This is a genomic window from Corynebacterium rouxii, from assembly GCF_902702935.1.
Taxonomy (GTDB): domain Bacteria; phylum Actinomycetota; class Actinomycetes; order Mycobacteriales; family Mycobacteriaceae; genus Corynebacterium; species Corynebacterium rouxii.
This window is the reverse complement of record NZ_LR738855.1, coordinates 798094-822150: the sequence shown is the minus strand read 5'-3', so window position 1 is coordinate 822150 and position 24057 is coordinate 798094. Positions and strand designations below refer to the sequence as shown.

22 protein-coding genes are annotated in these 24057 nt (G+C 54.7%); 4 read left to right on the top strand and 18 right to left on the bottom strand.

Annotation, left to right across the window (positions count from 1 at the left end):
- The first annotated feature begins 25 nt into the window (after positions 1–25).
- Positions 26–1285: a DUF6882 domain-containing protein gene (locus CIP100161_RS04240; RefSeq protein WP_155872144.1), complete on the top strand. Its 1260-nt coding sequence runs from the start codon at positions 26–28 to the stop codon at positions 1283–1285.
- On the opposite strand, the gene CIP100161_RS04235 is transcribed toward CIP100161_RS04240, so the two are convergent.
- On the bottom strand, positions 1282–2334 hold the full coding sequence (locus CIP100161_RS04235) for an enoyl-CoA hydratase/isomerase family protein (RefSeq protein ID WP_155872142.1): 1053 nt from the start codon (positions 2332–2334) through the stop codon (positions 1282–1284). The genes CIP100161_RS04240 and CIP100161_RS04235 overlap by 4 nt on opposite strands.
- Positions 2335–2433: 99 nt before the next feature.
- Between CIP100161_RS04235 and CIP100161_RS04230 the strand changes: the two genes are divergently transcribed.
- Positions 2434–3234 carry an HAD family hydrolase gene (locus CIP100161_RS04230; RefSeq protein WP_155872140.1) on the top strand — a complete coding sequence of 267 codons (801 nt, stop codon included), beginning with the start codon at positions 2434–2436 and terminating at the stop codon, positions 3232–3234.
- A gap of 21 nt (positions 3235–3255) precedes the next feature.
- The gene (locus tag CIP100161_RS04225; protein ID WP_155872138.1) at positions 3256–3969 is read left to right on the top strand and encodes a nicotinamide mononucleotide transporter family protein; all 714 of its coding nucleotides are present in this window, start codon (positions 3256–3258) and stop codon (positions 3967–3969) included.
- A gap of 59 nt (positions 3970–4028) precedes the next feature.
- Here the strand turns inward: CIP100161_RS04225 and ppk2 are convergent, their stop codons facing one another.
- The 14 genes from ppk2 to CIP100161_RS04155 all read right to left on the bottom strand — a co-directional run bounded on the left by ppk2 (position 4029) and on the right by CIP100161_RS04155 (position 19722).
- A complete protein-coding gene (gene ppk2, locus CIP100161_RS04220; protein WP_155872136.1) occupies positions 4029–4943 on the bottom strand; it encodes a polyphosphate kinase 2 in 915 nt (304 codons plus the stop codon).
- Between the two features lie 40 nt (positions 4944–4983).
- The gene (locus tag CIP100161_RS04215; RefSeq protein WP_155872134.1) at positions 4984–6159 is read right to left on the bottom strand and encodes a hypothetical protein; all 1176 of its coding nucleotides are present in this window, start codon (positions 6157–6159) and stop codon (positions 4984–4986) included.
- An 8-nt stretch (positions 6160–6167) separates the two neighbouring features.
- Positions 6168–6707, bottom strand: coding sequence for an RNA polymerase sigma factor (locus CIP100161_RS04210; RefSeq protein ID WP_155872132.1), 540 nt, complete (start codon positions 6705–6707; stop codon positions 6168–6170).
- Positions 6708–6731: 24 nt separating this feature from the next.
- Positions 6732–7121: a hypothetical protein gene (locus CIP100161_RS04205; RefSeq protein ID WP_155872130.1), complete on the bottom strand. Its 390-nt coding sequence runs from the start codon at positions 7119–7121 to the stop codon at positions 6732–6734.
- 105 nt (positions 7122–7226) lie between these two features.
- On the bottom strand, positions 7227–7550 hold the full coding sequence (locus CIP100161_RS04200; RefSeq protein WP_155872128.1) for a putative quinol monooxygenase: 324 nt from the start codon (positions 7548–7550) through the stop codon (positions 7227–7229).
- Positions 7551–7568: 18 nt separating this feature from the next.
- On the bottom strand, positions 7569–9377 hold the full coding sequence (locus CIP100161_RS04195; RefSeq protein WP_155872126.1) for an ABC-F family ATP-binding cassette domain-containing protein: 1809 nt from the start codon (positions 9375–9377) through the stop codon (positions 7569–7571).
- Positions 9377–10312 carry a 4-(cytidine 5'-diphospho)-2-C-methyl-D-erythritol kinase gene (locus CIP100161_RS04190; protein ID WP_155872124.1) on the bottom strand — a complete coding sequence of 312 codons (936 nt, stop codon included), beginning with the start codon at positions 10310–10312 and terminating at the stop codon, positions 9377–9379. Before CIP100161_RS04190 ends, CIP100161_RS04195 begins: the two co-directional genes overlap by 1 nt.
- Positions 10309–11196: a 16S rRNA (adenine(1518)-N(6)/adenine(1519)-N(6))-dimethyltransferase RsmA gene (gene rsmA, locus CIP100161_RS04185; protein WP_155872122.1), complete on the bottom strand. Its 888-nt coding sequence runs from the start codon at positions 11194–11196 to the stop codon at positions 10309–10311. Before rsmA ends, CIP100161_RS04190 begins: the two co-directional genes overlap by 4 nt.
- A gap of 51 nt (positions 11197–11247) precedes the next feature.
- Complete coding sequence (locus CIP100161_RS04180) at positions 11248–12405, bottom strand: resuscitation-promoting factor (RefSeq protein ID WP_155872120.1); 1158 nt, start codon at positions 12403–12405, stop codon at positions 11248–11250.
- A gap of 160 nt (positions 12406–12565) precedes the next feature.
- Entirely contained in the window at positions 12566–13405 is an 840-nt protein-coding gene (locus CIP100161_RS04175) for a TatD family hydrolase (RefSeq protein WP_155872118.1), read from the bottom strand.
- Positions 13406–13426: 21 nt separating this feature from the next.
- Positions 13427–15259 carry a methionine--tRNA ligase gene (gene metG / locus CIP100161_RS04170; protein ID WP_155872116.1) on the bottom strand — a complete coding sequence of 611 codons (1833 nt, stop codon included), beginning with the start codon at positions 15257–15259 and terminating at the stop codon, positions 13427–13429.
- A gap of 23 nt (positions 15260–15282) precedes the next feature.
- On the bottom strand, positions 15283–16158 hold the full coding sequence (gene rsmI, locus CIP100161_RS04165; RefSeq protein WP_155872115.1) for a 16S rRNA (cytidine(1402)-2'-O)-methyltransferase: 876 nt from the start codon (positions 16156–16158) through the stop codon (positions 15283–15285).
- A 108-nt stretch (positions 16159–16266) separates the two neighbouring features.
- Complete coding sequence (locus CIP100161_RS04160; RefSeq protein ID WP_155872113.1) at positions 16267–17730, bottom strand: YkvI family membrane protein; 1464 nt, start codon at positions 17728–17730, stop codon at positions 16267–16269.
- 78 nt (positions 17731–17808) lie between these two features.
- Positions 17809–19722 carry a BCCT family transporter gene (locus tag CIP100161_RS04155; protein ID WP_155872111.1) on the bottom strand — a complete coding sequence of 638 codons (1914 nt, stop codon included), beginning with the start codon at positions 19720–19722 and terminating at the stop codon, positions 17809–17811.
- A gap of 365 nt (positions 19723–20087) precedes the next feature.
- On the opposite strand from CIP100161_RS04155, the gene CIP100161_RS04150 reads away from it, so the two are divergent.
- Positions 20088–21797 (top strand): dolichyl-phosphate-mannose--protein mannosyltransferase, encoded by a 1710-nt coding sequence (locus CIP100161_RS04150; RefSeq protein WP_155872109.1) that lies wholly within the window; start codon positions 20088–20090, stop codon positions 21795–21797.
- A gap of 7 nt (positions 21798–21804) precedes the next feature.
- On the opposite strand, the gene CIP100161_RS04145 is transcribed toward CIP100161_RS04150, so the two are convergent.
- From CIP100161_RS04145 to sepX, 3 genes are read right to left on the bottom strand one after another with little or no spacing between them, the layout of a single operon-like run.
- A complete protein-coding gene (locus CIP100161_RS04145) occupies positions 21805–22467 on the bottom strand; it encodes a zf-HC2 domain-containing protein (RefSeq protein ID WP_155872107.1) in 663 nt (220 codons plus the stop codon).
- Positions 22454–22867, bottom strand: coding sequence for a DoxX family protein (locus CIP100161_RS04140; RefSeq protein WP_155872105.1), 414 nt, complete (start codon positions 22865–22867; stop codon positions 22454–22456). The genes CIP100161_RS04145 and CIP100161_RS04140 overlap by 14 nt, the downstream gene beginning before the upstream one ends.
- Positions 22868–22906: 39 nt before the next feature.
- A complete protein-coding gene (sepX, locus tag CIP100161_RS04135; protein ID WP_155874524.1) occupies positions 22907–24043 on the bottom strand; it encodes a divisome protein SepX/GlpR in 1137 nt (378 codons plus the stop codon).
- Positions 24044–24057 lie beyond the last annotated feature (14 nt).

Sequence of the window (24057 nt, the reverse complement as noted above, 5' to 3'; positions counted from 1 at the left end):
CCGCCACGAAAAGGACCCATCCGCAGTGCTGCTGCCTGAACCAACAACGCTACGCCACGTGCTTATCGACGGCACCATCCCACAAGTTGCCACCGACGAAGCCCTAATCAAAGACTTTGGCCGCCCCTACGAATACGCCTTCAACCGGACACCGCAGGGATACCAAGTCCGATGGAACACCCCCAAAGGGGTCTACACCCTCGATGCCGTAGTAGCAGCACATATTGATCCCGACGACCAGTGGTACTGGCATCAGCAATTCGCCTTCGCTATCCCCGAGCTAGACGAAGGCCCCCATCAAAGTAGCGAAGAGCTACTCACCGCAGCCCGCACATTAAACGGTAATGGGCCCGCCTACTTGGTACCCACTGAGGACGGTCACACAGACGTCATCGTGGCGACTCCGTCTTTTCCTCAGCTCCCCATGGCCCACGCCCTGACACTGGGATTAGGGCAGGCCCGCAATAACAACCTCACTGACGACGAAATCCGGCGAGCGATCATTGCGTTTGCCGCTCAAAACGATTATTCAGTCGCAGAAGACGGCCTCATTCTCTGCGTTCGTTCAGACAAGGGTGAACAGGCGCACGTTGATATTGCCCGACTCAAAGTCCGCGATCTGCAATCCACAACCCCCCAATTGCGCTTGGCCGATGTGTTATCGGACGCTACCTTTGTCGCCGCTGAACACCAGCTCCTCCTCAACGGCCGATTCCCCGACGCCCATGCCACAACAAACGACGACTGCTCCGTGGTTATGCTCACTACCCCAGCAGGACAAACCCTGCGAGCGCGAGCATTGCTCATAGCTACCCTCCGTGGGGAAACTCTGCAGTGGTCGTGGGCAGATCCGACCGTATGCGATCTCCCCGGCGCGAAAGCGGCGCTAGGAGTAAAGAATTTTGCCATCGATAACGGCCTCGGCACATTGCTGAGCCAGGCAGATGCGGCAACAGCGCTTTCCCAGCGGCTCTATGATGCCGCCAAGCCTGTGTCGCGCTTTTGGACTGATGTCCGCGTACCGCTCAGTGACGGCAGTACCGCGATTATGCTCATTGACGCCCCCGAGTTGCGCTTGCCGCCACCGTCTCATGCGGCAGTGTTAGCAACCTTGCATGAGCCGGTTCCTCACGGAAGGGATATCCGACGCGCGCTTTCCTATTATGGTGCATTCCGTCGTATCACCATCGACGATGTGGATTATCGTACGGTGCGCGTACATGCGCCGTCGGCACCTATTCAGGTGTCGATGGACGCATGTGGCGGGGTGTGCAGCATCGTCTAGTTCTTGAGAAGCTTTCTCACGGCCGTGACGTCGACTTCCCCAGTGGTTGCTGGTTCGAAGTTGGCGTCGCGGTCTTTGTCTACGAGGACTGCACGCACTCCTTCAGCGAAGTTGGGTCGGCTGCGGATGTACTCCCCGAGTACGACTTCGTGGTCAAGTTCTTCACGCAAAGTGGTACTGCGTGCAGAGGCAACCATGAGTTCTATCGCTGCGACGAGAGATTCTGGGTTGGCGGTGCTAAGGAGCTCAGTTACGGTGTTGACGAACTCACGGTCTGGGTAATGTGCGAGTGCTTGGTCGATTTGTGCCCACGTGGGGAAACCGAAGGTTTTTTCGATGTGTGGTAGCAGTGTTGCGAGTTCACTGTCACCAACGGTGTCCACACTGTAGCGTTCGAGTGCTTCATCAAGGGATTCTGCGTAGACAGTTTCGCGGAAGAGGTCGTGGTCAGCGCTGGGGACTACATCGGTTGCTAGTCCAGACCAGATCATGTCGGCGGCGGTCATACGCCATCCGGTGGTCACAAGGAAGGTGGCGAGTGCGTGGGAGGGGCTTCCCGTTGCGTTGGTCATTCGTTGGAACATGTAGGCCATACCTACATCGGGGGTGAATCCGATCGCCATTTCGGGCATGGCAGCGCTAGCTTTTTCGCTGATCACACGGTGGGAGCCGTGGGCAGATAATCCGAGGCCACCACCCATGACGAAGCCGTCGATAAGCGAAATGTAGGGTTTGGGAAATTCGGAGATGTTGTTATTCATGTCGTATTCGTCAACGAAGAATTGGTCTGCCGCTCCACCGCGGCCGGCTAGGACTGCTTCGCGAGCTGCGCGGACGTCGCCACCTGCACAAAAGGCTTTGGGCGAATTGGAATAAACAAGCACTCGGTGTACTGCGTCGTCGTCCCACCATTGATCGAGGGCTTGATCAATGATGTTGACCATCTCGTGGGTCAGCGAGTTGAGTGCTTGGGGGCGGTTAAGTTCTAACACTCCTGTGGAGTTTTCTACGTAGGCGCGTACTGGCGCTGCTGAGGTTTTGTTATTCATGTCCGCCAGTGTTCCACATCACCTGACATTGTGCATGTGCTTTCCGACACTGAATGGCGAACGCTCGAGTCCCCACGGAGGTAGGTAGAGTGGTTGCTTATGACTCCACGCATCATTGTCACAGATATGGACGGCACTTTGCTTAATAGCGAGCACGAAATACCGGCCCGCTTTTGGCCGCTTCTCGACGAGATGCATGAGCACGGAATCGTGTTCGCACCAGCCAGCGGCCGCCAGCTCTACACCTTGTTAGATCAGTTTGCACAGGCCGGAAAGCATTTAAGTGTCATCGCAGAAAATGGCACGGTGGTCTACCATGAGGGCGAGATCATCTCTGTGACCACCATCGACCCCGAGGTTGCGCATCGCGTCATTCGTACCATGGCGGAGAGCGATCTCGACTGGGGAGTCGTTGTTTGCCGTGTCGACGGTGCCTTCATTGCGCGTGGCGACGTCGAGTTCCTCACCGAAACCGTGCGCTACTACGCAAAACTTGATGTGGTTGACGACCTCCACAGCGTTGTCAACGATCAGGTCATCAAACTCGCTATCTATTCCTTCCCCGATGCTGAGACAGTTGCAGCCCCTGCACTCACCGAAAGCGTGGGTGACCATACCCTCGTCATCTCCGGCGCGCATTGGATCGACATCATGAGTCCCCACGCGAACAAAGGTGTCGCACTCCAACAACTAGCAGACAACCTCGGAGTTCACATTGAGCACACCGCCGCCTTCGGCGACTACCTCAACGACTACGAACTGCTCCAAACCGCTGGAACCGCCTATGCCATGTCCAACGCACACCCGGATATTAAAGAGATCGCCGATCACATCGTCGGTTCCAACGATGAAGAAGCAGTACTAACAACAATCCGCAGCCTCCTAACCGAAGCCAAGTAACTCCCCTCTAAGACCATCACCGTGAATATTCTTAATCAACTCCTTAACGCCACCCTCTATATCGGAGGAATTCCAATCCTGTGGCGAGAAATCATCGGCAACCTCTTCGGCCTCGCATCCGCATACGGCGGAATGAAGCGAGTGGTCTGGGCATGGCCTGTCGGAATCATCGGCAACCTCCTGCTCTTTACTGTCTTCCTCGGAGGGGTTTTCCACACCCCACAAGACCTCGACCTCTACGGCCAAGCTGGTCGCCAAATTATGTTCCTCGTCGTGAGCACTTATGGATGGTGGAAATGGTCTCAGGCACGCAAAACGGGGCTGAAAGAATGCCAAGACCTGGACCCTTCACGTTCCATCGTCAGCGAACCAGCCGAAGAACTAAGCGCCGTCCAGCCACGCTGGGCAACCCGTCGTGAACGCTTCGGACTCATTGCCTTCGCAATCATAGGCACCCTCGTATTCGCTTGGATCTTCCAAGCACTCGGTTCATGGGGCCCATGGGCTGACGCCTGGATCTTCACCGGCTCCATGCTGGCTACCTACGGAATGGCACGTGGCTGGACTGAATTCTGGCTCATTTGGATCGGTGTCGACATCGTGGGAGTCCCCCTCCTACTCATGGCCGGCTACTATCCTTCCGCAGTGCTGTACATGGTCTACGGTGCGTTTGTGCTGTGGGGATTTTTTGTGTGGTTGCGCATCCAACACCCCCGTGGGGAAACTACGCGCTAAACCACTATAAAAAACTCCCTTGGCCTCAGTTGATCGCATGAGTGCCAAGGGAGTTTTTGTTAGGAGTGCAATGAGTTACTTTTGTTCTTCTTTGACTTTGAGGCCTTTTTCTTTTTGCCCGATCCGGCATCTTTTTCAAACGCGGCAGCTACATCGGGGACATAGCGGAAATCAGAACGTGGTGGCCGCTCGTAGTCTTTGTCTTGGGCGGGACGCTCTGGGATGTCGGGCAGCGGACGATCGATCTTCTCGTAAGGGATTGTCGAAAGCAAATGGCTAATCACGTTAATGCGCGAACGCTTTTTATCCTCAGATTCAACGGTGTACCAGGGCGCTGAGGGGATGTCTGTGTGTACAAACATCTCGTCTTTGGCACGAGAATAGTCCTCCCAACGAGTAATCGACTGCAGGTCCATGGGCGAAAGCTTCCAGCGACGCAGTGGATCATTACGGCGCGACTTAAAGCGGGCAATTTGCTCTTCGTCGGAGACTGAGAACCAGTATTTGCGCAGCATGATGCCGTCTTCGACTAGGAGGCGCTCAAAAATTGGTGCTTGGTGGAGGAACCGTCGATACTCTTGCGAGGTACAAAAACCCATCACGCGTTCTACACCGGCACGGTTGTACCACGAACGGTCGAAGATCACGATCTCGCCTGCGGTGGGCAGCTTTTCGACGTACCTCTGGAAGTACCACTGGCCTTGTTCCCGCGAGTTGGGTGCCGGCAGTGCTTCGATGCGGCATGTTCTTGGGTTGAGGTACTGCGTAATTCGCTTAATCGCAGAGCCTTTTCCTGCAGCATCGCGACCTTCCATGATAATGACAACGCGGGCGCCTGTTTCTACAACCCACTGCTGCATATCGACCAGCTCTGCTTGCAAGCGCTTTAGCTCTGCTTCATAGGCTTGCTTGTCGAGCTTGGCTGGACGTGAGCTCTTTGTCGATTCTGCGGCTTTCTTCCCATGTTTACTCATACTCATCAACCCTACCGAGCTCACTGACCACTCGTGGACATTAAGGTATACAAACCGGCTCGTATGTCTCCTTTAGGGGTACTCCAGCCGGCGCTGGTTTGTCGGAGTCATATTCCACATCGATTTTCGTATATACCTCAAGGTTGTAGCCGCACGTGCGTTTGTTCATGACCGTCACCTTCACCGGATAGGTCTTCCATTGGCCTTGGGCACAGTTTGGATCGCAAGCATTAAGCCATGCAGTGCCCTGACCGACCGCAGAATCACTTCCCCAGTTTCCCCACGAAAGATCCGCAACCATCGCATTGTTATCAGCACAGCCTAATGTTAGCTCCTCTGGCCCATGTGTGCCTCGTACCCGAGCACAGTCGACAATTCCTGCCGCATCGACGCTGGTTGTCACACGAGGGATTAGTCCAACGACGCGTACTAATTGGCCGGTTGCTGGCACGATATCGAAGCTGAGTTCATCGGATTCCCGAATAACAGACACAATCTCGTCATCACCGTTGTTGTGCGCCTGCTGTGCATGCGCCAGCTCGTTTCCTGGTAGTTGTGCTAGGAAGTCATAGAGCTGTTTTTGCGCAGCTGGGCTTGCACCTGGGACTAGGAGGAGGAGGAGGGCAGTTTTCGCCTCAGAGCCATCGCCTATCGACGCCGCATGGTCGCCGATAAAGGCCGCCATATCCGTTGCGGCATTGAGTTGGGCGGGGGAAATTTGCGGTTCTGGATTCTGTGCACGCTGTGCGAGCTCGGGTGAAAGTTCTCCAGAAGTATCCACATTGTGCGTGATTGCCCCATCGCGAACTTCATAGGCGACGGTGACTGTACCAGTGCCGTCGGTGTCACTTCGTCGCAAAAAGTCGGAAGTGGTAGCTGCAATGTCACTAGCTTGAGCTTTATGGCCTGCACGATCGGCAGTGGTTGTCAGTATTTCCTCAGCTGTTGCGACGGCTGGGTTGTTGTCGAACACATTGGGAAGAATCAATCCGCCGCCTGCAAGTAAAGCCACAGATGCCGCGATAGCAGCCCACTGCGTAGGGGCTGATACACGACGACGCCGCAATGGGGTCACTGTGACTTGATCGAGAATCGCTGCCAAGGAGGCGTCGCGACGCACCGTTTCCTCACGGGAGAGGGTGTCGTCGGCGACGGGGTTGATCGCGCGGAGGGCGTCAAGTGTGCGATCGGAGGAATGGTGATGGTGAGAGGACATGATGGCGGTTACCCCCTCCGTGGGGAAAGTGTGGTCACCGAAGCGGTGGTGGATGAGGACAAAATCTGATCGAGATGTGTGCGAGCACGGTGTAATTTGACGCGCGCGTTGTTCGCGCTGATATCAAGAACTTGGGCGATTTCTGCGGGATCGAGGCCTTCCCATGCGTGTAGGAGGAGGATTTCTCGATCGGCTTCATTCAGGCGTTGCAAGGCCGCATGAATGCTCAAACTGGTGTCGACCGCTTCGGTGAGATCTGGAGTGCGATCGGTTGCTTGTTGAGCGCTGGCTTTGATAATGCTGGTCTGGTGATCGCGGGCGCGATAGTGCTCGAGGAGCACGTTGCGGGCAATGCCGTAGAGCCATGGCAGGTCGTCGCCGGTGTGGGTTTCCCAGTGTCGCCACGCACGGGCGAACACTTCCGCTGTGAGGTCTTCGCTGATTACGGTGTCGCTGCGTCGACGAACGTAAGCCAAGATCTTGGGATAGTTGGCTACGTAACAGGTGCGGAAGTGCTCGCGCAGGTCGTGAGGGTTGCGTCGTGCCACTGGGTTCTTTCTATTAGTTGGAGGTTACTGGTTGCCGTTTCCAGCAGAGGGGAAGGTGGCGCTACCGGTAAGTCCGGAGTCGCAGGTAACAGTTACGGTGTGGTATCCATCGGCAGGCCCTGGGCCAATGTTGTTGGGGGCGGTAACAAAACCGATGAGTTCTCCCCTATCAGCTGCTGGGTTTAGATCGGCGGTGGCACCAAAGCTGGTTGTGAGCTTGGCATGAATGTCGGTGGGAGCGCACAGCGAGCTAATCATGATTTCATTGTTGGGCTTGAGCAGGCCGTCGATGTGAACTTGTGCAACCTCTGGTGTCGAGGACATTTGGTTGGAGTTGTGGTACATCCATGCGCCGCCAGCAGTTCCGGCAACAGCGGTGGCACCGATGGCTGCGAGAGCGATTGTTTTGAACATGGTGTGCTCCTAACGTGAGTGAAATCGAAAGGCGAAATTTTCGCTCTTCACTACTGTTTGTGCGTAAAAAAGGGCCACCATTACAGCGGCCCCAAAAAAAGTTTTTTACTCAACAACAAATTCAGCCATGGTGTCCCATTCGGTCTTTCCTGGGATGGAGACGTTGATAATCTTTGGTGTTTCTAGGAGGTAGCGAGGAATTTCTTCGCAGGCGCGCTGGAACTCTGCGGACTGTACGTGCGCCACATCGGTGCCGTCTTTAAATCCTTCAACCAAGATAAATTCGTTGTCTTTTTCAGGGTTTTTAAACCAGTCAAAAAAGAGGTTGCCTTCTTCGGCACGGCAAGCGTCGGTAAACCACTTCACCTCGTCGAGAAAGGTATCGACGTATTCGGGGCGCACTTGGTATTTCACGTTGATCAAAATCATGCACCCCACCCTACACGTCTAGGATTCGAGGCGTTCACCTAGCTCCATCCATTCCATCTCGAGAGCTTCGCGTTGTTCGGTCAGGGTGCTTAGCTCGACATCGAGTCGCGTGAGCTCAGCGGTGTCGAGGCGTTGCGCAGCAGCTGCCATCTCCTCGTTGATTTTTTCAATCTTGGGATCAAGTTTGCCCATCTTACGTTCTAGGGCGTTCATCTGTTTGGTAATCTCGCGTTCTTCCTGCGAGCTCAGCTTTTTCTCCGGCGCTGGCGTGCTTGCTGCCTCATCGTTGCCGCCGAGGTTGACTACTCCAGATTGGTTCTGTGTAGCCAATGCTTCACGACGCTTGAGGTACTCGTCGATTCCGCCTGGCAGGTTTGTGAGTTGCCCATCGCCGAAAAGCGCCCACGTAGAATCCGCGATTCTTTCGATCAAGTAGCGATCGTGGGAGATTACGATGAGTGTTCCTGCCCAGCCGTCGAGAAGCGACTCGAGCTCCTGGAGGGTGTCAATGTCGAGGTCGTTCGTAGGCTCGTCGAGAAGCAAAAGGTTCGGCTCGCTCATGAGAACCCTCGTGAGCTGCAGGCGACGGCGCTCACCACCGGAAAGATCCCCCACGGGAGTGCGCTGGCGTTTTGCGGAAAACCCGAGGCGTTCGGCGAGCTGAGAAGCAGAAATCTCTTTTTTACCCAGCGTGATATAGGAGGCAACATCTTCTACGGCATCAAGAAGGCGCATGGTGGGATCGAGGTCGTCAAGCTCCTGACGCAGCCATCCCAAGCGTACGGTTCGGCCTTCAATTCGTTTGCCAGCGGTAAGCGCATGGTCGCCAGCGATTGTACGTAGCAGCGTGGTCTTTCCGGAACCGTTAACTCCAACCAAACCAATGCGCTCACCCGGCGCGAGGCGCCACGTGAGGTTGTTGACCAATGTACGCCCGTCTGGAGTGGCGATGGTGGCGTCTTCTAACTCAACGACGACTTTTCCTTGGCGATGTTTGGCAAAGGCCATCAATTCGATTTTGTTGCGTGGTTCCGGTACGTCAGCGATGAGTGCTTCTGCGGCTTCGATACGATAGCGCGGCTTTGAGGTACGCGCGGGAGCACCACGACGCAGCCATGCTAGTTCCTTACGGGCGAGGTTTTGGCGGCGCTGTTCTACGGCGTCTGCTTGGCGGGAGCGTTCTGCACGTGCGAAAGTCCAGTCGTTATATCCGCCTTCGTAGGCGTCGACGGTTCCGTCATGTACTTCCCATGTTTGGGTGGCAATGGTGTCCAGGAACCAGCGGTCGTGGGTGACAACGACGATGGCTAGTTTGCGAGAAAGCAGGTGGTCGGCAAGCCACTGCACACCTTCAACGTCAAGATGGTTGGTGGGCTCGTCGAGCACGATAAGGTCGAGGTCTTTGACCAAAGCTGCTGCGAGATTAACGCGTCGACGTTCGCCACCGGATAGCGAGCCCACTTCGGTGTCCAAGCCGAGGTCGACGATCCCAAGGCCGCCAAGTACTTCGCGGACTTTGGCATTGGAGGCCCACTCGAAAGTTTCGAGGCCTAGTGGCGATAGTACGACGTCGGCCACGCTGTCAGCTGGATTGAGCTCTGCTCGCTGGGTCACCACCGCCATGCGCAGATCCGTGTTGTGGCTTACTCGACCGGAATCTGGCGGTTCGATCCCCGTGAGGATTTCTAGCAATGTAGTTTTCCCGCCACCGTTGAGGCCTACCACGCCGATTCGGTCGCCGGTTTGGACACCTAAGCTCACCGAGTCGAGAAGCGTTGTCAGCCCAAAGGACTTGGAGACGTTTTCTAGGTTGATGAGGTTGGCCACTAGTGTCCTTTCACGTGTGCGCCGCGTACAGGTCCAGCGGCGACTGCGGTTCGGTAGTGCAAGCTTAATTCGGCAGCGACTGCTTGAGCGGTTTCAGCGTCTTCGCAGAGGAAGGCGCAGGTAGGCCCGGATCCCGATACGATCCCAGCCAACGCCCCGGCGGCACGACCTTGTTCTAGGGTGGTACGCAGTTCAGGACGCAATGAAAGCGCCGCTGCTTGAAGGTCGTTGTGCAGATGTGCTGCGACTTTGTGCGGATCCCCCGTGAGGAGTGCCGCGTTGAGATCAGTGACGTCTAAGCGAGGTTGGCGATCCATCTGATCAATTTTGTGAAACACCTCTGGCGTAGATAGGCCCTTGGGGGAAAAAGCGAGCGCCCAATGGTAGGTTCCACGCGATAAAACTGGAACGAGTTGTTCGCCGCGCCCTGTTCCTAGCCGAGTATCGCCGAGGTAAGTAAAAGGAACATCGGAGCCCAGCTCAGCGGCAATGCTCAAGATTTCTTGCTCAGTAACTGTGTTGCCCAAGTAATATGCCATAGCCGCTAACGTGGCTGCGGCATCGGCCGATCCTCCAGCCATACCACCTGCAACAGGAATACCTTTGTCGATGACAATGTGCACGCGCTTGGTGGGGGCTCCTCCATTGCGACGATGCGCTTGGTACATTTTCTCGGCTGCCTGCCATGCGAGATTGGTGGAGTCGGTAGGCACGACTTGTGCGCTGTTTCCGCTCACGCTCAGCGTTGCGACGATTCTCTGCTCCTCAGCATCCTGCGAATCATCTGTGGCTGGTGTCACCGTGATGGTGTCATGCAGGCTCAGTGATTGAAAAACTGTGACGAGCTCATGGTAGCCGTCGTCACGCGCGTTCCCGACACCAAGATGAAGGTTGACTTTTGACGAGGCAACCGCTGTGATGGTGTGACTACTCATGCCTGCTCCTGGGCGGTGGTGACGTGGGCGAGACGAACGAAGTCTGCAATATCAAGCTTTTCCCCACGGAGGGTGGGATCAATGTTGGCTGCGCGCAGCGCTTCTTCTGCGGCCTGCCCTGATCCAAAGTGTCCGCTGAGGGCCGCACGAAGGGTCTTGCGACGTTGGGCAAAGGCTGAGTCGATCAGTGGGAACACTGCCTTGCGCATGCCATCAGTCACAGGCCATGGTTGGTGATCAGGATCGAATACGTCGATACGAACTAAGCCTGATTCGATCTTGGGCGCTGGCCAGAAGACGTTCTTTCCAATGGAACCAGCGCGGCGGACGTTTCCGTAGAAGGATGCTTTGACGCTTGGGACACCATAAACCTTGTTGCCGGGGTCTGCGGCAAGACGGTCTGCGACTTCTGCTTGCACCATCACCAGCACGCGGCGAATGGTAGGGAAAATCTGCAATAGGTGAAGCAGCACCGGCACCGACACGTTATAGGGCAGGTTTGCCACCAAAGCCGTGGGGTGATCAATTTCCTCCGGCACGACGGTGAGTGCGTCTTTGTGGATCAGGTTGAGTCGGTCAGCAAACTGGCCGGCGCGTTCTGCAACGGTCAGTGGTAGTTGCTGTGCAAGGCGAGGATCAATCTCGACCGCGGTGACTTTTTGAGCCGTATCGAGCAAGGCAAGTGTTAAGGATCCAAGGCCTGGCCCCACTTCGATGACATGATCATCGGATTTAAGGTCGGCTGCGGAAACGATCATTCTGACTGTGTTTGGATCGTGAACAAAGTTTTGTCCCAGTTTTTTAGTGGGGGTAACGTCGAGTTTTTCCGCCAACTGACGAATTTCCACCGGTCCCAATAACTGCGCAGATGCCTGATCTTCCATGAGAAATAAATCTACCCTGCGCAAGCATTGGGACAGTAGTTGAGGGTGAAACTAGCGCAATCCAAGCTTCGCTGTACATGCTGGCCACGCGCCCCAGCCTTGTGCTGCCTGCACTTTTTCTGCGATGGCGATCTGCTGCTCACGGGTAGCCAAGTAAGCCTGTGGTGCGTACACTCCACCGCCTAGGCCAAGCCAGGTGGAGTCGACGAACTGCAGACCACCGGTAAAGCCGTTGCCAGTGTTGATCGACCAGTTGCCGCCGGATTCGCATTGGGCGATTTGGTCCCAGACAGAACCGCTAGCAACCGCAGCAGCCGACGCAGTGGTGGGCTTTTTGGTGCCGCGCTTGATAGTGGCAGCAACGCCTGGAGTGATGATTTCCTCGTTGACTACTTCGTTGGACGTTTCCACACCGTTGACAGTGACAATCTTTCGCGTGACGGCACGCTCGCCTTGGGTACCAGGGGTGACAAGGGTTTCTTCGCCTTCGAGCTGGTCGGCATCATCGATGTAGTTTGCCGGCTCATCGAACTTCTCGGTAACTTTTTCCTCACGGGAATCTACTTTGTCAACCTTGATGTTCATGTCTTTCGACACAGTGGTGTCTAGGGCAGGCATGACGACGTCGTCTGCATCTACGTCAATGCCACGCTGTTTAAGAACATCCGCTACGGTCGCTGCAGCAATCTGCGTAAATACGGTCTTGTCGCCCGTGGTCAAAGAAATGATCTTTGGGGTGACCACATCCAACGCCATACCTTCAGCCGGAATGCGCGCCCCTTTTTCTACGTTAAGACTTGCTGCGCTAAGGGCAGCAGGAACGTCATTGAGCTGACTGAAAAGCTCTTCCACTGTGACGGCGTTCGTGGTCACGTCCTTTTTTACGCCGTCGATAACAACAGATACCTGCTTGGAGGTACGCACAGTTACCGTGTCGTTATCCGACACTGACTCACTAGGAGCTGGGTACACCAGATCTTTTTCGCCGACGTTAACGCCTGCTTGTTTGAGAACACCGTCAACGTCACGGGAGAACGTGGCCAAGGTGATGTGCTCGCCGTTGAGATCCACCGTGATGTCTTTTTTCAGCTGCTGTGCTGTCACACCGCCAACAGCCAAACTAGCGATGACACCGCCCGCCACAATGCGCATCGGTACGGCACGGGAAGACGCACCCTTGTTAATTTTGGCTTTTTGACGGTTGCCCACGTTGATATCTCTTTGCTTTAGACGACATAACAAGCATCGGATTTTTCCGAAGCTAAGGAGTTAATAAAAAATAACAATACGATAACAGCACGGCATTGTCGAGCCCTTCTCATCGCGCTCAGCACACCAATCACATCTGTTTACTCAAACCTCACATGTCTTAAGCAAGGCCGTACACCCGATCAAAAGTTTGCGAAATTCCAGCCACGAAGTCAGCCACCAATTCCCCACGGGATGTAGCAACGCACAATGCCGTATGGCCGATCAATGCGGACTCATTACGTACACCTCGAAAAGGCTCTGGGGTCATGTAGGGAGCGTCGGTTTCGATAAGTACTTGTGAAATAGGAGCGATCCGCGCAGCTTCTCGCAGTTCCTCGTTACGCTTAAAAGTCACATTTCCTGCAAAGCTCAGCACGTATCCACGGTCGAGGGCTTGCTTTGCCACATCAATCGGTGAGGAAAAACAGTGCAGGATAGTTTCTGGTGGCTGCGGAGCATCGTCGAGAATACGTATGAGGTGGTCGTCACCCTCACGGTTGTGAATCATCAGCGCTTTTCCGGAAGCAACGGCTAAATCAATGTGCCATCGCAAAGCTTCTTCTTGAGTTTCAATATCCGCAGTGTTGTCGGGGTCATGGGTAATCCAGTAGGTATCAATACCGGTTTCCCCAATCGCGACACAGCGCGGATCATGAGCCATCACAGTCAGCCGTTCACGGGCTGCCTGATCAAGCTCACCAGCGCGCGTCGGATGGATAGCACATGCCGCAAACACGCGGGAATTCATATGTGCTGCTTGAAGCGCATATTCTGCCTCTGCCAGCCCGTCGCCTACGGTACAGATCCGTTCAACGCCAGCAGCAAGCGCTCGTTGCACGAGAGCATCTACCTCATCTTGTTCCTTCGCACCACACGAGGCGATGTGCGTGTGAGCGTCGATAAGCCCTGGAATGGTATCGGCTGGAACAGGAATCGGACGAGGCTTCTTTTTTGACATGCTAGCCAGTATAGAAAAGAACTACGGATTAACTGGAGCCCACTCAGGGCCCGTTACTCCAAGCTCTGGATCCAACTTGGCAATGAGTGGCTTCGGCTTCGATAGCGCAGTACCAGGCTGAACGTCGACACGAGCCCACCGTGCCTGCTGGGATGTGTAATCGCCCATGATCACCGGATAAGTCTGACCAGCCTCTGGAATACCCACGCCAATAGGCTCAACGGGCATGTCGTCAGTAACCTCAACGATCTGCGGCTTAGCGGCCCAGACACCATCGCGGCCCAACGTCTCATGCACTTGCTGAGCAATATGAGGCAGGTACGGGGTAAGAAGCACGTTGCAGTCAGACACAACCTGCAAAGCAGTCCACAAAACAGTAGCTAGGCGCTCACGCTGCGACTCATCCTTAGCAAGCTTCCATGGCTGCTGCTCCGCAATGTAAGCGTTAGCCTCGCCAACAATATGCATGGCGTGAGTGATGCCCTGCTTGAAGCGAGAATGTGCCAATGCCTCACCAACGATAGCAAAGGCTTCCTCTGCCTGAGCAAGGATCTTCTTATCCGACTCAGTCAGCTCACCTGGTGTTGGAACCTCACCGAAGTTCTTATACGCCATCGAAACCGTACGGTTGACCAAGTTGCCCCAACCGTTAGCAAGCTCGTTGTTCACGCGGCGAACAAACTCATCCCACGTGAAGTCCGTGTCGTTATTTTCTGGGCCAGCAACAGCAATGAAGTAGCGCAGTGGGTCTGCACCAAATTCTTTGAGGAAGTCCTTGACGTAAATGACGATGCCCTTAGACGACGAGAATTTCGAGCCCGACATCGTAAGGAACTCCGAAGACACAACTTCTGTAGGAAGATTCAGCTCGCCCAAGCTGTGGACCGAACCCCCCTTAGCTCCCTTGCCTTGGTAGCCCAAGAGCTCAGCAGGCCAGATCTGGGAGTGGAACGTAATGTTGTCCTTACCCATGAAGTAGTAGCCCGCAGACTCCGGATCGTTCCACCACTTCTTCCATGCCTCAGGGTCGCCAGTGCGATAAGCCCACTCAATCGAAGCAGATAGATATCCCACTACTGCGTCAAACCACACGTAAAGCTTCTTTGCCCCGTTGTCCTGCCAACCCTCGACAGGAATAGGAATACCCCAGTCGATGTCACGGCTCATCGCACGAGGACGCAGGTCCTCCAGCAGATTCAACGAGAACTTCAAAACGTTGGGTCGCCAATCTTTACGATCCTTCAACCATGCAGCGAGAGCATCAGCAAGAGCAGGAAGATCGAGAAGAAAATGCTCGGTCTCAATGAACTTAGGCGTTTCACCGTTGATCTTTGATACAGGATTGATCAGATCTGCCGGATCAAGCTGGTTACCACACGTATCACACTGATCGCCACGCGCGCCCGAAGCGCCACAGACAGGACAGGTTCCTTCAATGTAGCGGTCCGGCAACGTCCTACCCGTTGATGGCGAAACTGCACCCATCGTTGTCTCTTTGACCATGTAGCCGTTTTCATACAAGCCCTTGAACAAGTCCTGCACAACAGCGTAGTGATTACGAGTGGTGGTACGGGTGAACAGATCGTAAGACAACCCTAGACCAGCGAGGTCTTCCACAATCTGACGGTTGTAGCGATCAGCAAGCTCCTTGACTGATACGCCTTCTTTATCTGCCTGCACCAACAGTGGGGTGCCGTGCTCGTCCGTGCCTGAAACCATGAGCACCTCTGCGCCCGACATTCGCTGGTAGCGAGCGAACACATCAGAAGGAACACCAAAGCCCGCCACATGGCCGATATGGCGGGGGCCGTTGGCATAAGGCCAAGCAACAGAAACGAGAACACGGTTATTCATGGTTATATACCTTAATTTATTTCCTACCCAGCACGTGATTCGAGGACTGCATCATACAGTTGTTTCTTGCTTACTCCGTAGTGGGCAGCAACTTCACCACACGCAGATTTGAGCCTTTCACCAGCCAAAACACGCTCTTCCACTACTGCAACCAAGGAATGTGCATCTTCATGCTGCACATGTTGTACCCCTTCGATAACAACGCTGATCTCACCCTTTATTCCCCCTGCTGCCCACTCGGCAAGCTCTCCTAGCCCACCGCGGCGAACCTCCTCGAAAGTTTTTGTGAGCTCACGCGCTACGGCCGCACGACGCTTCGCACCGAGCACCTCGGCGGCGTCGGCAAGCGTTGCTGCAATTCGGTGCGGCGATTCAAAAAAGCACACCGCGCGTTGTTCTTGTTGCAAAGATTCCAGCCAAGCACGCCGCTGTCCTTGCTTACGAGGCGCGAATCCATCAAAGGCGAATTTGCCTACATGAAGCCCCGACAACGCCAAGGCGGTCGGCACAGCAGAAGGTCCAGGGAAACATGTCACCGGAACACCTGCCTCGTGTGCTGCTTCTACCAACGGGAATCCAGGATCCGACACGATAGGCATACCGGCATCAGTCACAACGACAACGGTGTGTGTTCGTGCCATCTCGACAAGTTGTTGGGCACGACCTTGCTCATTGTGATCAAAGTTGCTGAGCACCTGACCTGTAATTTCTACGCCCAACGCCTGAGCGAGAGCACGCGTGCGCCGAGTGTCCTCAGCTGCGACTACATGCGCTTGAGCTAATGCTTGAGCCAAGCGTGGCGAGGCATCACCGATATTTCCTAGCGGGGTCGCCGCCAAAATAATGCCACGCGGCAGCGGCTCTAGGAAGCGGTAGTCAATAATGGGCTGGTCAGTCATAATCTCCAGTTTCTCACACTGTTGAGATAAGCAAAACGACGCCCCCTCCTCCCCACTACTGCCTCAGTGGGCACTCGCGGGAAATGGGAGCGTCGGTATTAAGACGTTTTACTGCTTTGCGGCCGGTTTATCAGCCGGCGTGTTAGTCGCGGCCTCCTCAGCTATGTCTTCTTCAAAAGTAGTGAGGTCTTCTAGTTCCGACATGGGGCGCGCATGCGATGGCAGGCCAAGTGAAGTGTCCTCCACGCTGACGGTCGTATCTTCAAACTCGATCGGCTCGTAGGTTGTGGTGATACCGGCAGCCTCGTCGATCACAGCGTCGACGTCATCGCCATCGGCTGCACCTGCGAGTTCTTCCACGACTTCCTCACGGATCGTTTCCTTCAGCTCACTGGGCTTGAGATTCGATTCACGCGTCAAACGATCAAGCTGACGCTGTTGCTTCGAGCTAAAGCGCTTCGTTGGATCCAGCTTGCGCTTGGTGAGCTTATGGATTTTGTCGCGGCGAGCACGTTCGTCACGAATCTTGGCAAAGCCGCGCAACCATGCCACAGCAACCACAACCACAAGCAAAATACCGAGATAACCCAGTGCCGGATAAACAACACCCACCAGCTTTTTAAAGCCCATGAACGAAGCCGCAAAACCCAGCGCCGAAGCGATCAGATAAACAGGATAAAACAGTGCCTTCCGTGAGGAAGTAGCGCGCTTGGCAAAGGCATAGAACATACCCAGCGCCGTGTTAAAAATCATGCCCACGATAACGAGCGACATCACGGTGCCCAAAATTGGGTGAATCTCGTTAATGATGGTCAGCATTGGCACATCGTCAGCAGCAACTTTGTCTGCAACGCGGTAAAGAGCTAATGCGGTGAAGGTCAGCATCACACCGTAGATCACGCCACCGGTAAGTCCTCCTAGACCAGCGGCACGAGGGTCAACATTGTTGCCACCGATGATGATCGCCATAGAGACACCCATCATGAGGGCAAGACCTACATAGTTCAACGATGCAAGCGCCCAGTGTGGGGTTGCGGAGTTAATGGTGGCAGCAGCTTGGTTGAGAGTATCGATGTCAGCATTGCTGGTGCTCAGAGCATAGACGATCGCCACAATCACGAAGATGATGATGAGTGGCGTAATAGAGCCGATCACAGCGGTAAGCTTGTCTACGTCGAGAAGCCCCGCGACCATCACGAGCACCAGCATGAGCAACGAGCCCGCCCACGCCGGCCAACCAAACTGCTGGTTGAGGTTCGAACCAGAACCTGCGAGCATAACCACGCCCGTGGCAAAAAGGGTGATCAGCACAGCGGCGTCGAGAATACGCGCCACGATAGGGTGCGAGATACGACGCAACACCGTGCCGTGGTCGTTAGCCAGGAAATACGATCCCAGCTGGATAGATGCCATACCGGTAACGGTCATAATCACTGCCGACAGCGCCGCACCGAAAATGCCCATCATTCCGAAGGACACGAAGTACTGAAGTACTTCCTGGCCGGTGGCAAAGCCGGCGCCGATAACAATTCCGACGAACGCCATCGCGATAGTAATTGTTTTTTTGAGCATGGTTAAAGGTGCTCACCTTTCAAAATACATGTGTGAAATTTTTGTTTAATTATGGTCTGACATCTTCACGATGCCCGCTTATCGACGGTGCCGTAGGTGGTCGCCCTTTCCAGCCCGTGGCACGCGACCCTTGTGCTCTTTGTGCTCCTTCGCGTTACGACGCTTCTCACGGGCCTTCTTCCGCTTCTCGTGCTCCAAGTGGATACGACGTTCACGAGCCAAACGAGACGCGAAGCGCTGCTGCTCACGGTAGTCCAAGTAGATCTCATCGTTTCTGAGGTCTTTCAACACCGCAAACATCAAAATGACGATCACCACAAGGAACGGACTTGCAGCAATGATGGTGATATTTTGCAGGTTGCTCAAAACATCATCGCCACCAGAAACCAACATGGTCATACCGATCAAAGCAACCAAAAGACCCCACGCGGCCGATACGTACTTATTCGCATCTGTTTGACCATTTTGGCTCATGGATCCCATCACCGTGGAAGCCGAATCGGCAGAGGTGATAAAGAAGGTAGCCAACAAAATCACGGCAACAACACCGGCAATCTTGCCACCTGGCAGTGCATGCAACAGTTCGAAGAGCTGGTATTCAGCAGAGCCGTCACCGTAGATAGAGCGACCCTCTTGTTCGAGGTGAATAGCAGTGCCACCAAAGATGGCGAACCAAACGACAGACACTGCTGCAGGCACAAGCATGACGCCGAACAGGAACTCGCGGATCGTGCGACCACGAGAAATACGTGCCAAGAACATGCCCACAAATGGGCTCCACGAGATCCACCATGCCCAGTAGAAAATGGTCCAGCTACCCAGCCACTCTCCTGCTGATCCGTCGGCAGATTCTGCAGTTCGGCCAACCATTTCGAAGAAGTTAGAAAGGTACGCACCCAGCGAACCTGGGATCAGGTTCAAGATGGTGACGGTCGGCCCCAGAATGAACACGAAAATAGCCAAGAGTGCCGCAAGGATCATGTTGGCATTAGATACATACTGAATGCCTTTGCCTACGCCAGACATTGCTGACAACAAGAAGGCCAAAGTCAATACAGACACGATGCCCAAAACCGTACTCATTCCTGGATCTTTCACCACACCTGCGGCATCAAGACCAGCGCTGATCTGGGTAGCACCGACGCCCAGTGAACAAGCGGTACCGAAGATGGTAGCGATAATGGCCAAGATATCGACAATGCGGCCGATCCATCCTTTTGCTCCGCGTTCGCCGATCAGTGGGATAAACGCCGAGCTCAACAGCTGACGACGTCCCAAGCGGAACGTGCTATATGCAATAGCAAGGCCAAAAATGCCATAAATTGCCCATGGGTGCAGCGTCCAGTGCAGCAAGGTGGTGCTCATGGCATGCCCCACGGAACGTGGCTCATGTCCGGGAACGCCGTTGAGGTAATTGCTTAGTGGTTCGGATGCTCCATAGAACATCAAACCAATGCCCATGCCGGCAGCAAACATCATGGCGATCCACGACGTGGTGGAAAACTCAGGGGCTTCATCGTTGCGTCCGAGCTTGATTGTGCCAAAGTTGCTCAATGCAATAGCAATGGCAAAGATCAAGAACACCGTAGTAAAGAAGATAAAAGCCCAGCCGAAGCTCTCCACTATATATCCGAGCGAGGATGCCGCAAAGGAAGAGAAGCTCGTCGTGCCGAAGATACCCCACGCAACGACGGCAAGAACGATCACCATGGCAGGGGCTGTGACTTTCCAGTCCACCCCTGCGTTGTCATCTTCACCTTCGAAAGTAATTTCTTTTTCCGGTGCTGCGGATACCTCAGCGATAAGTCCTTCGCCCTCGATCATGGCGGCAAGCTCTGCCGTTGCGCTGACGACAGGTGCTGACGAGGTTGTCGATTCCAGTGCCGTGCTCTCACTGGATCCGGACGAGGGATCCGTACTGAACTCGGGACGAGAGGCCTCACTGTTGCGAAGCTCCTCGTCCCGTGAGGGATTATTGTGCGAATCGGTCATATATCTATCATGACGATAAGAAAGACCTTTATAAAGACAGGGATGCTCAAAGTAGAAGATTATCAGTCAGTTTCTTCACTTTTTTATCAGCTTGTTACATAGCAAAAACCCTGCATAATTACGCAAAAGCCCAATCAATGGTCACAAATGCGTAACGATTGGCTGTCAATGGCACTTGTGCAGCGATTTCCCGCAGAAATCCCACATTTTCGGTCGCCCAACACATATCCACATCACCCCCGACCTACCGCGTGCAGACACCCAGACAATCACCAAATCCCCGCAGCGCATAAGCACGCAAACACTATAACCGGCGTCACATAAGCAGAAGTTTTCACCCCTGCTGCAACTGTACTTCCTCCTCCGTGGGGAAACTCCCCAACACCCCCTTCCATCACCAATCGAGTCTTCGTTGGACACCCAAACCTCGTAGACTAAACCGCGTGACTTCTCATTCGGCTCCGGATACCGCCAAGGCCCAACCACGCAGTCGCCTCGTAGCAGCGCTGACTAGGAGGCGTCGATACGCGCCCCGCTTCCCCAGCGCCACCTACCCGCACGCGCCTCACGCGCTGCAATGGTCGCGATACGACACCATCTCGACCGCGATCATCACCATCGCAGCATTTCTCATGCGTGCCATCGGAATTACCTCAGCAACCTCCGCACATACCCCCGTGTTCGACGAGAAACACTACGTGCCACAAGCCTGGGACATGGTCGAATCATGGATCAACCCCATTACCGGAGGTATCGAATCGAACCCAGGCTACGGACTTGTCGTCCATCCCCCGCTCGCCAAACAACTCATCGCCTATGGTGAAGCACTATTTGGGTACACCCCACTCGGCTGGCGGGCAGTGACCGCTCTATGCGGCACCTTGACCATTGTGGCCATCATGGCTCTGACCCGACGCGTGACCTTATCTTCACGGGCAGCAACTATCGCCGGCATCATCGCGATTTTCGACGGCGTCCTCCTCGTCACATCCCGATTCGGAATGCTCGACATTATCCAAGTGCTCTTCATTGTCACCGCCGCTTGGACGCTATGCCGTGACCACCAGCAAGTCTATGCCCGCATGTATAACGCCTGGTCGCAACAACTACTCGACACAGATCTTGGACCTCGAATAGGCTTTCGTTGGTGGCGTTTCGCCACGGGAGTGTTCCTCGGCTGCGCGGTATCCGTGAAATGGTCCGGCCTGTACTACATCATGTTCTTCGGCATCCTAGCCGTAGTACTCGATGCTTGGCGACGCCACATCTTCGGTGCTCGTAACGCCACGCTGGGCATGCTAGTCAAAGATGCCTTCCCCGCTTTTGCGTCCCTCGTTCTCGTTCCGCTGGCCGTTTATACGTGGAGCTGGCGCGCGTGGTTTGCTTCAGAAACCTCTGTGTTTAGGCATGCTGTTGCCACTGGAGATGTGGAGAACAACAGCATTCTTCGGCTGTTTCCAGACACGGTAGCAAGCTGGCTTTACTATCACGCTGAGGTCTTAGAGTTTCACGCTTCTTTGACAACGTCCTCCGGGCACAGTCATCCGTGGGATTCCAAACCATGGTCTTGGCTAGCCGCTACTCGCCCGATTCTCTATTACTCCAGTACGGATATTTCTTGCGCGTTTGGCTCATGCCGACGCATGATATATCTCTTTGGCACTCCTGCGATTTGGTGGCTCACCGTACCCGTAGTGTGCTGGGCACTGTGGGAAATGATCATTCATCGCCGCGCAGCATATCTCATCCCATGGGTCAGCTTCATGGCCGGTTTTTTGCCGTGGCTGGTAACTTATGACCGCCAAATGTATTTCTTCTACGCGACTGCGCTCGTCCCATTCACCATCGTCATGCTGGCTATAGCCCTTAACTATCTCATGGACGCAGGAGCGTATCGACGCCTCCGCCCGGCCGCATTCTGGAAAGGCCGAGTTTTCCCCACGGGGAGAATTCTTGCCATTTGCTATCTCGCGATCGTGATCGCAATGTTCTTTTACTTCTCACCACTGCTGTATGGGTTTGTAATTCCAGACGCATGGTTTAACGCCATGATGTGGTTACCAAGCTGGCGTTAACGAGGACTTACCGTGGATCGGACGATAAGCTGCGCACCATCTCTCGCACGATGACCCAGCCTTTGTCCGATATCCACAGCCACGACAATGTCACCACTGCGAGAAATAGCAGCCCGAGTTGGATCATGATGTCGCCGGCTTCCGGAGCTAAGAAGATGTCACGAATTCCAAAGCCTACTTCGAAAGTCCACACGGCAGCGACAACAGGCAAAAGTCCGCCCACCACACGAGGCTGCCAAGCAGCAAAAAAGAGGCTGAAAGCTATAGCGAACCGAAGAGATGCCGCCTCCATGGAAACTCGGTTTACTAGCGGATCTATTTCCGTCGATGTGATGGCAATAAGGTTTATCGCCCACGCGAGCCACAACAGCCCCACGACCACAATGCTTACCCGAGATAGTGCGGTATTCCATGCACGCGTAGCAGCTTGTTTGCGCCACTGGGGTTCTACATTCGCGAGGATGTCGTCGATAAGATCAGGTGCCTCGGTATCGGCCGCCTCGGGAATCCTAAACGCAAGCGATCGGTTAAGAGCTACGGCCTGATCAAAATATGCTTGGCAGTCGGGACACGAGTCCAGATGCGTATCAATGACATCGTCGTCAATGCCTGGTGTTTCCCCGTCAAGCCGCGCCGATAGCGCAGCCTGGATTGTGCTACAAGTCAGCACGGCTGAGTACTCCATCTATGCTGGCGCGTCCTGCACCAAAAACGACGATCATCAACAACGCCACCACCATGACCAAGGGATATTCCATTCCAGAATCGGCCACAAAGAAGCCATGATCAAGGTGAACAAAGTAGATTGCAGCCACAACTAACAAAGCCAGTGCGCCGGCAACAAAGGTGGTCAGTATCCCCACCACAAGTAACGAACCGCCGAGGAGTTCTCCCGTGGCAGTGAGGTAAGCAGAAAGCTTGGGCTGGGGCACTCCCATAGCGCTAAATTGTCCGGTTGTTTCTACCAACCCAGTACGAAAAAACCGCTCGAAGCCATGTGCAACAAACACGATGCCCAACACCGCACGAAAAACTAGCAGGGCAATATCACGCACTATGGGCTGATCCATGAATCCCGTTTCCCCTTGTCAGTTGAACTAAACAACACCTTAGCCCACGCGACGGTGATGATCAGCACCGTCAAAGTGTGGTGTTTGCCCGTCGCGTCGGGAATCAGCAACTACGTCAAGATATTCAAAATCAGGAGACTCGTCGTCGATCTCTAGCACTACTGCCCCTGGACGACGCAACCGGTTCGGGATACCAAGTTCCTCATCAGCCGAGTTGCGCACGCCCCAACGCGCACGACGCAACTGCTGAATACGACGACGGCGCAGCGCTTGCTCCGCAATAACTTGACGACGCAATGCCCACAGGTACAATGCCAGCAATCCTGCGCAACCACCTGCGCCCGCCCAAGCCCAGCCGCCAAACACGACCGCAGCAACCAACGAGACGATCACTGCGGCACCGAGCCCCATGACTGTCCGCTGACGACGCTGCTGACGGGTTGCTACCGCCTGAGCCTCAGATTCTGGGTCCCAGCTACCGCGATGGCTGCGTCGTTCTGCAAACGCACGCTCCTCATCGGTGAGATCAGAGTCATCATCGAGCACAGGTTCCGCTGTGGCCTCGCTGCGATCGAGAGAGGTAACCATATCGTCATCGGAGGGGTACATCAAATCATCAGGACCGACGTAAGCATCATCGAAGTCATAACGCGCGATCTCATCGTCGCCATCAACCACATCAAGGCTTGCCTCGTCGCGAACATCGTCTTCGTCCGCTACAACCTGAGGTGCTGGTAGCTCTGCAACAATTTCGCCTTCAACGACCTGTGGCATCACAGAAGCATGCGGAGTTTCCCCACGGGAGCGTTTAGCTCCAATCTTTTCTTTTGCGTGTGCGAATACATCACCCAACGTGGTTGCTGGATCTTGATCGATCAGTGGTCCTTGAGTGTCTTCTTCCTCGACTTCGGCAGATTGGTCAATAACCTCAGTTACTTCGGCGTATTCCAACTCATGTTCAGCCGAATCGGCCTCATATCCAGTGTGCACATCGTGGGGACCAACCTTTGGGTGATGGCGTGGTTGCAGCTGTTCACTGCCGCCTTCATACACCACGCGGGTGTCATCGAATCCCTCACCGGCTTTACGGATCGGCTTTTGGCCACGCAGCAGCCATGGTGCGAGCACGAAGAGCCACACCAAGACGATCAGGACGATCACGACGGTTCCGGACACGTTGTAGGCCTTTC

Bases quoted from the DNA above. Each gene is read 5' to 3' on its own strand.
- CIP100161_RS04235 (WP_155872142.1), bottom strand. From the start codon at position 2,334: ATGAATAACAAAACCTCAGCAGCGCCAGTACGCGCCTACGTAGAAAAC.
- CIP100161_RS04230 (WP_155872140.1), top strand. From the start codon at position 2,434: ATGACTCCACGCATCATTGTCACAGATATGGACGGCACTTTGCTTAAT.
- ppk2 (WP_155872136.1), bottom strand. From the start codon at position 4,943: ATGAGTAAACATGGGAAGAAAGCCGCAGAATCGACAAAGAGCTCACGT.
- CIP100161_RS04215 (WP_155872134.1), bottom strand. From the start codon at position 6,159: ATGTCCTCTCACCATCACCATTCCTCCGATCGCACACTTGACGCCCTC.
- CIP100161_RS04205 (WP_155872130.1), bottom strand. From the start codon at position 7,121: ATGTTCAAAACAATCGCTCTCGCAGCCATCGGTGCCACCGCTGTTGCC.
- CIP100161_RS04200 (WP_155872128.1), bottom strand. From the start codon at position 7,550: ATGATTTTGATCAACGTGAAATACCAAGTGCGCCCCGAATACGTCGAT.
- CIP100161_RS04190 (WP_155872124.1), bottom strand. From the start codon at position 10,312: ATGAGTAGTCACACCATCACAGCGGTTGCCTCGTCAAAAGTCAACCTT.
- rsmA (WP_155872122.1), bottom strand. From the start codon at position 11,196: ATGGAAGATCAGGCATCTGCGCAGTTATTGGGACCGGTGGAAATTCGT.
- CIP100161_RS04175 (WP_155872118.1), bottom strand. From the start codon at position 13,405: ATGTCAAAAAAGAAGCCTCGTCCGATTCCTGTTCCAGCCGATACCATT.
- metG (WP_155872116.1), bottom strand. From the start codon at position 15,259: ATGAATAACCGTGTTCTCGTTTCTGTTGCTTGGCCTTATGCCAACGGC.
- rsmI (WP_155872115.1), bottom strand. From the start codon at position 16,158: ATGACTGACCAGCCCATTATTGACTACCGCTTCCTAGAGCCGCTGCCG.
- CIP100161_RS04160 (WP_155872113.1), bottom strand. From the start codon at position 17,730: ATGCTCAAAAAAACAATTACTATCGCGATGGCGTTCGTCGGAATTGTT.
- CIP100161_RS04155 (WP_155872111.1), bottom strand. From the start codon at position 19,722: ATGACCGATTCGCACAATAATCCCTCACGGGACGAGGAGCTTCGCAAC.
- CIP100161_RS04140 (WP_155872105.1), bottom strand. From the start codon at position 22,867: ATGGATCAGCCCATAGTGCGTGATATTGCCCTGCTAGTTTTTCGTGCG.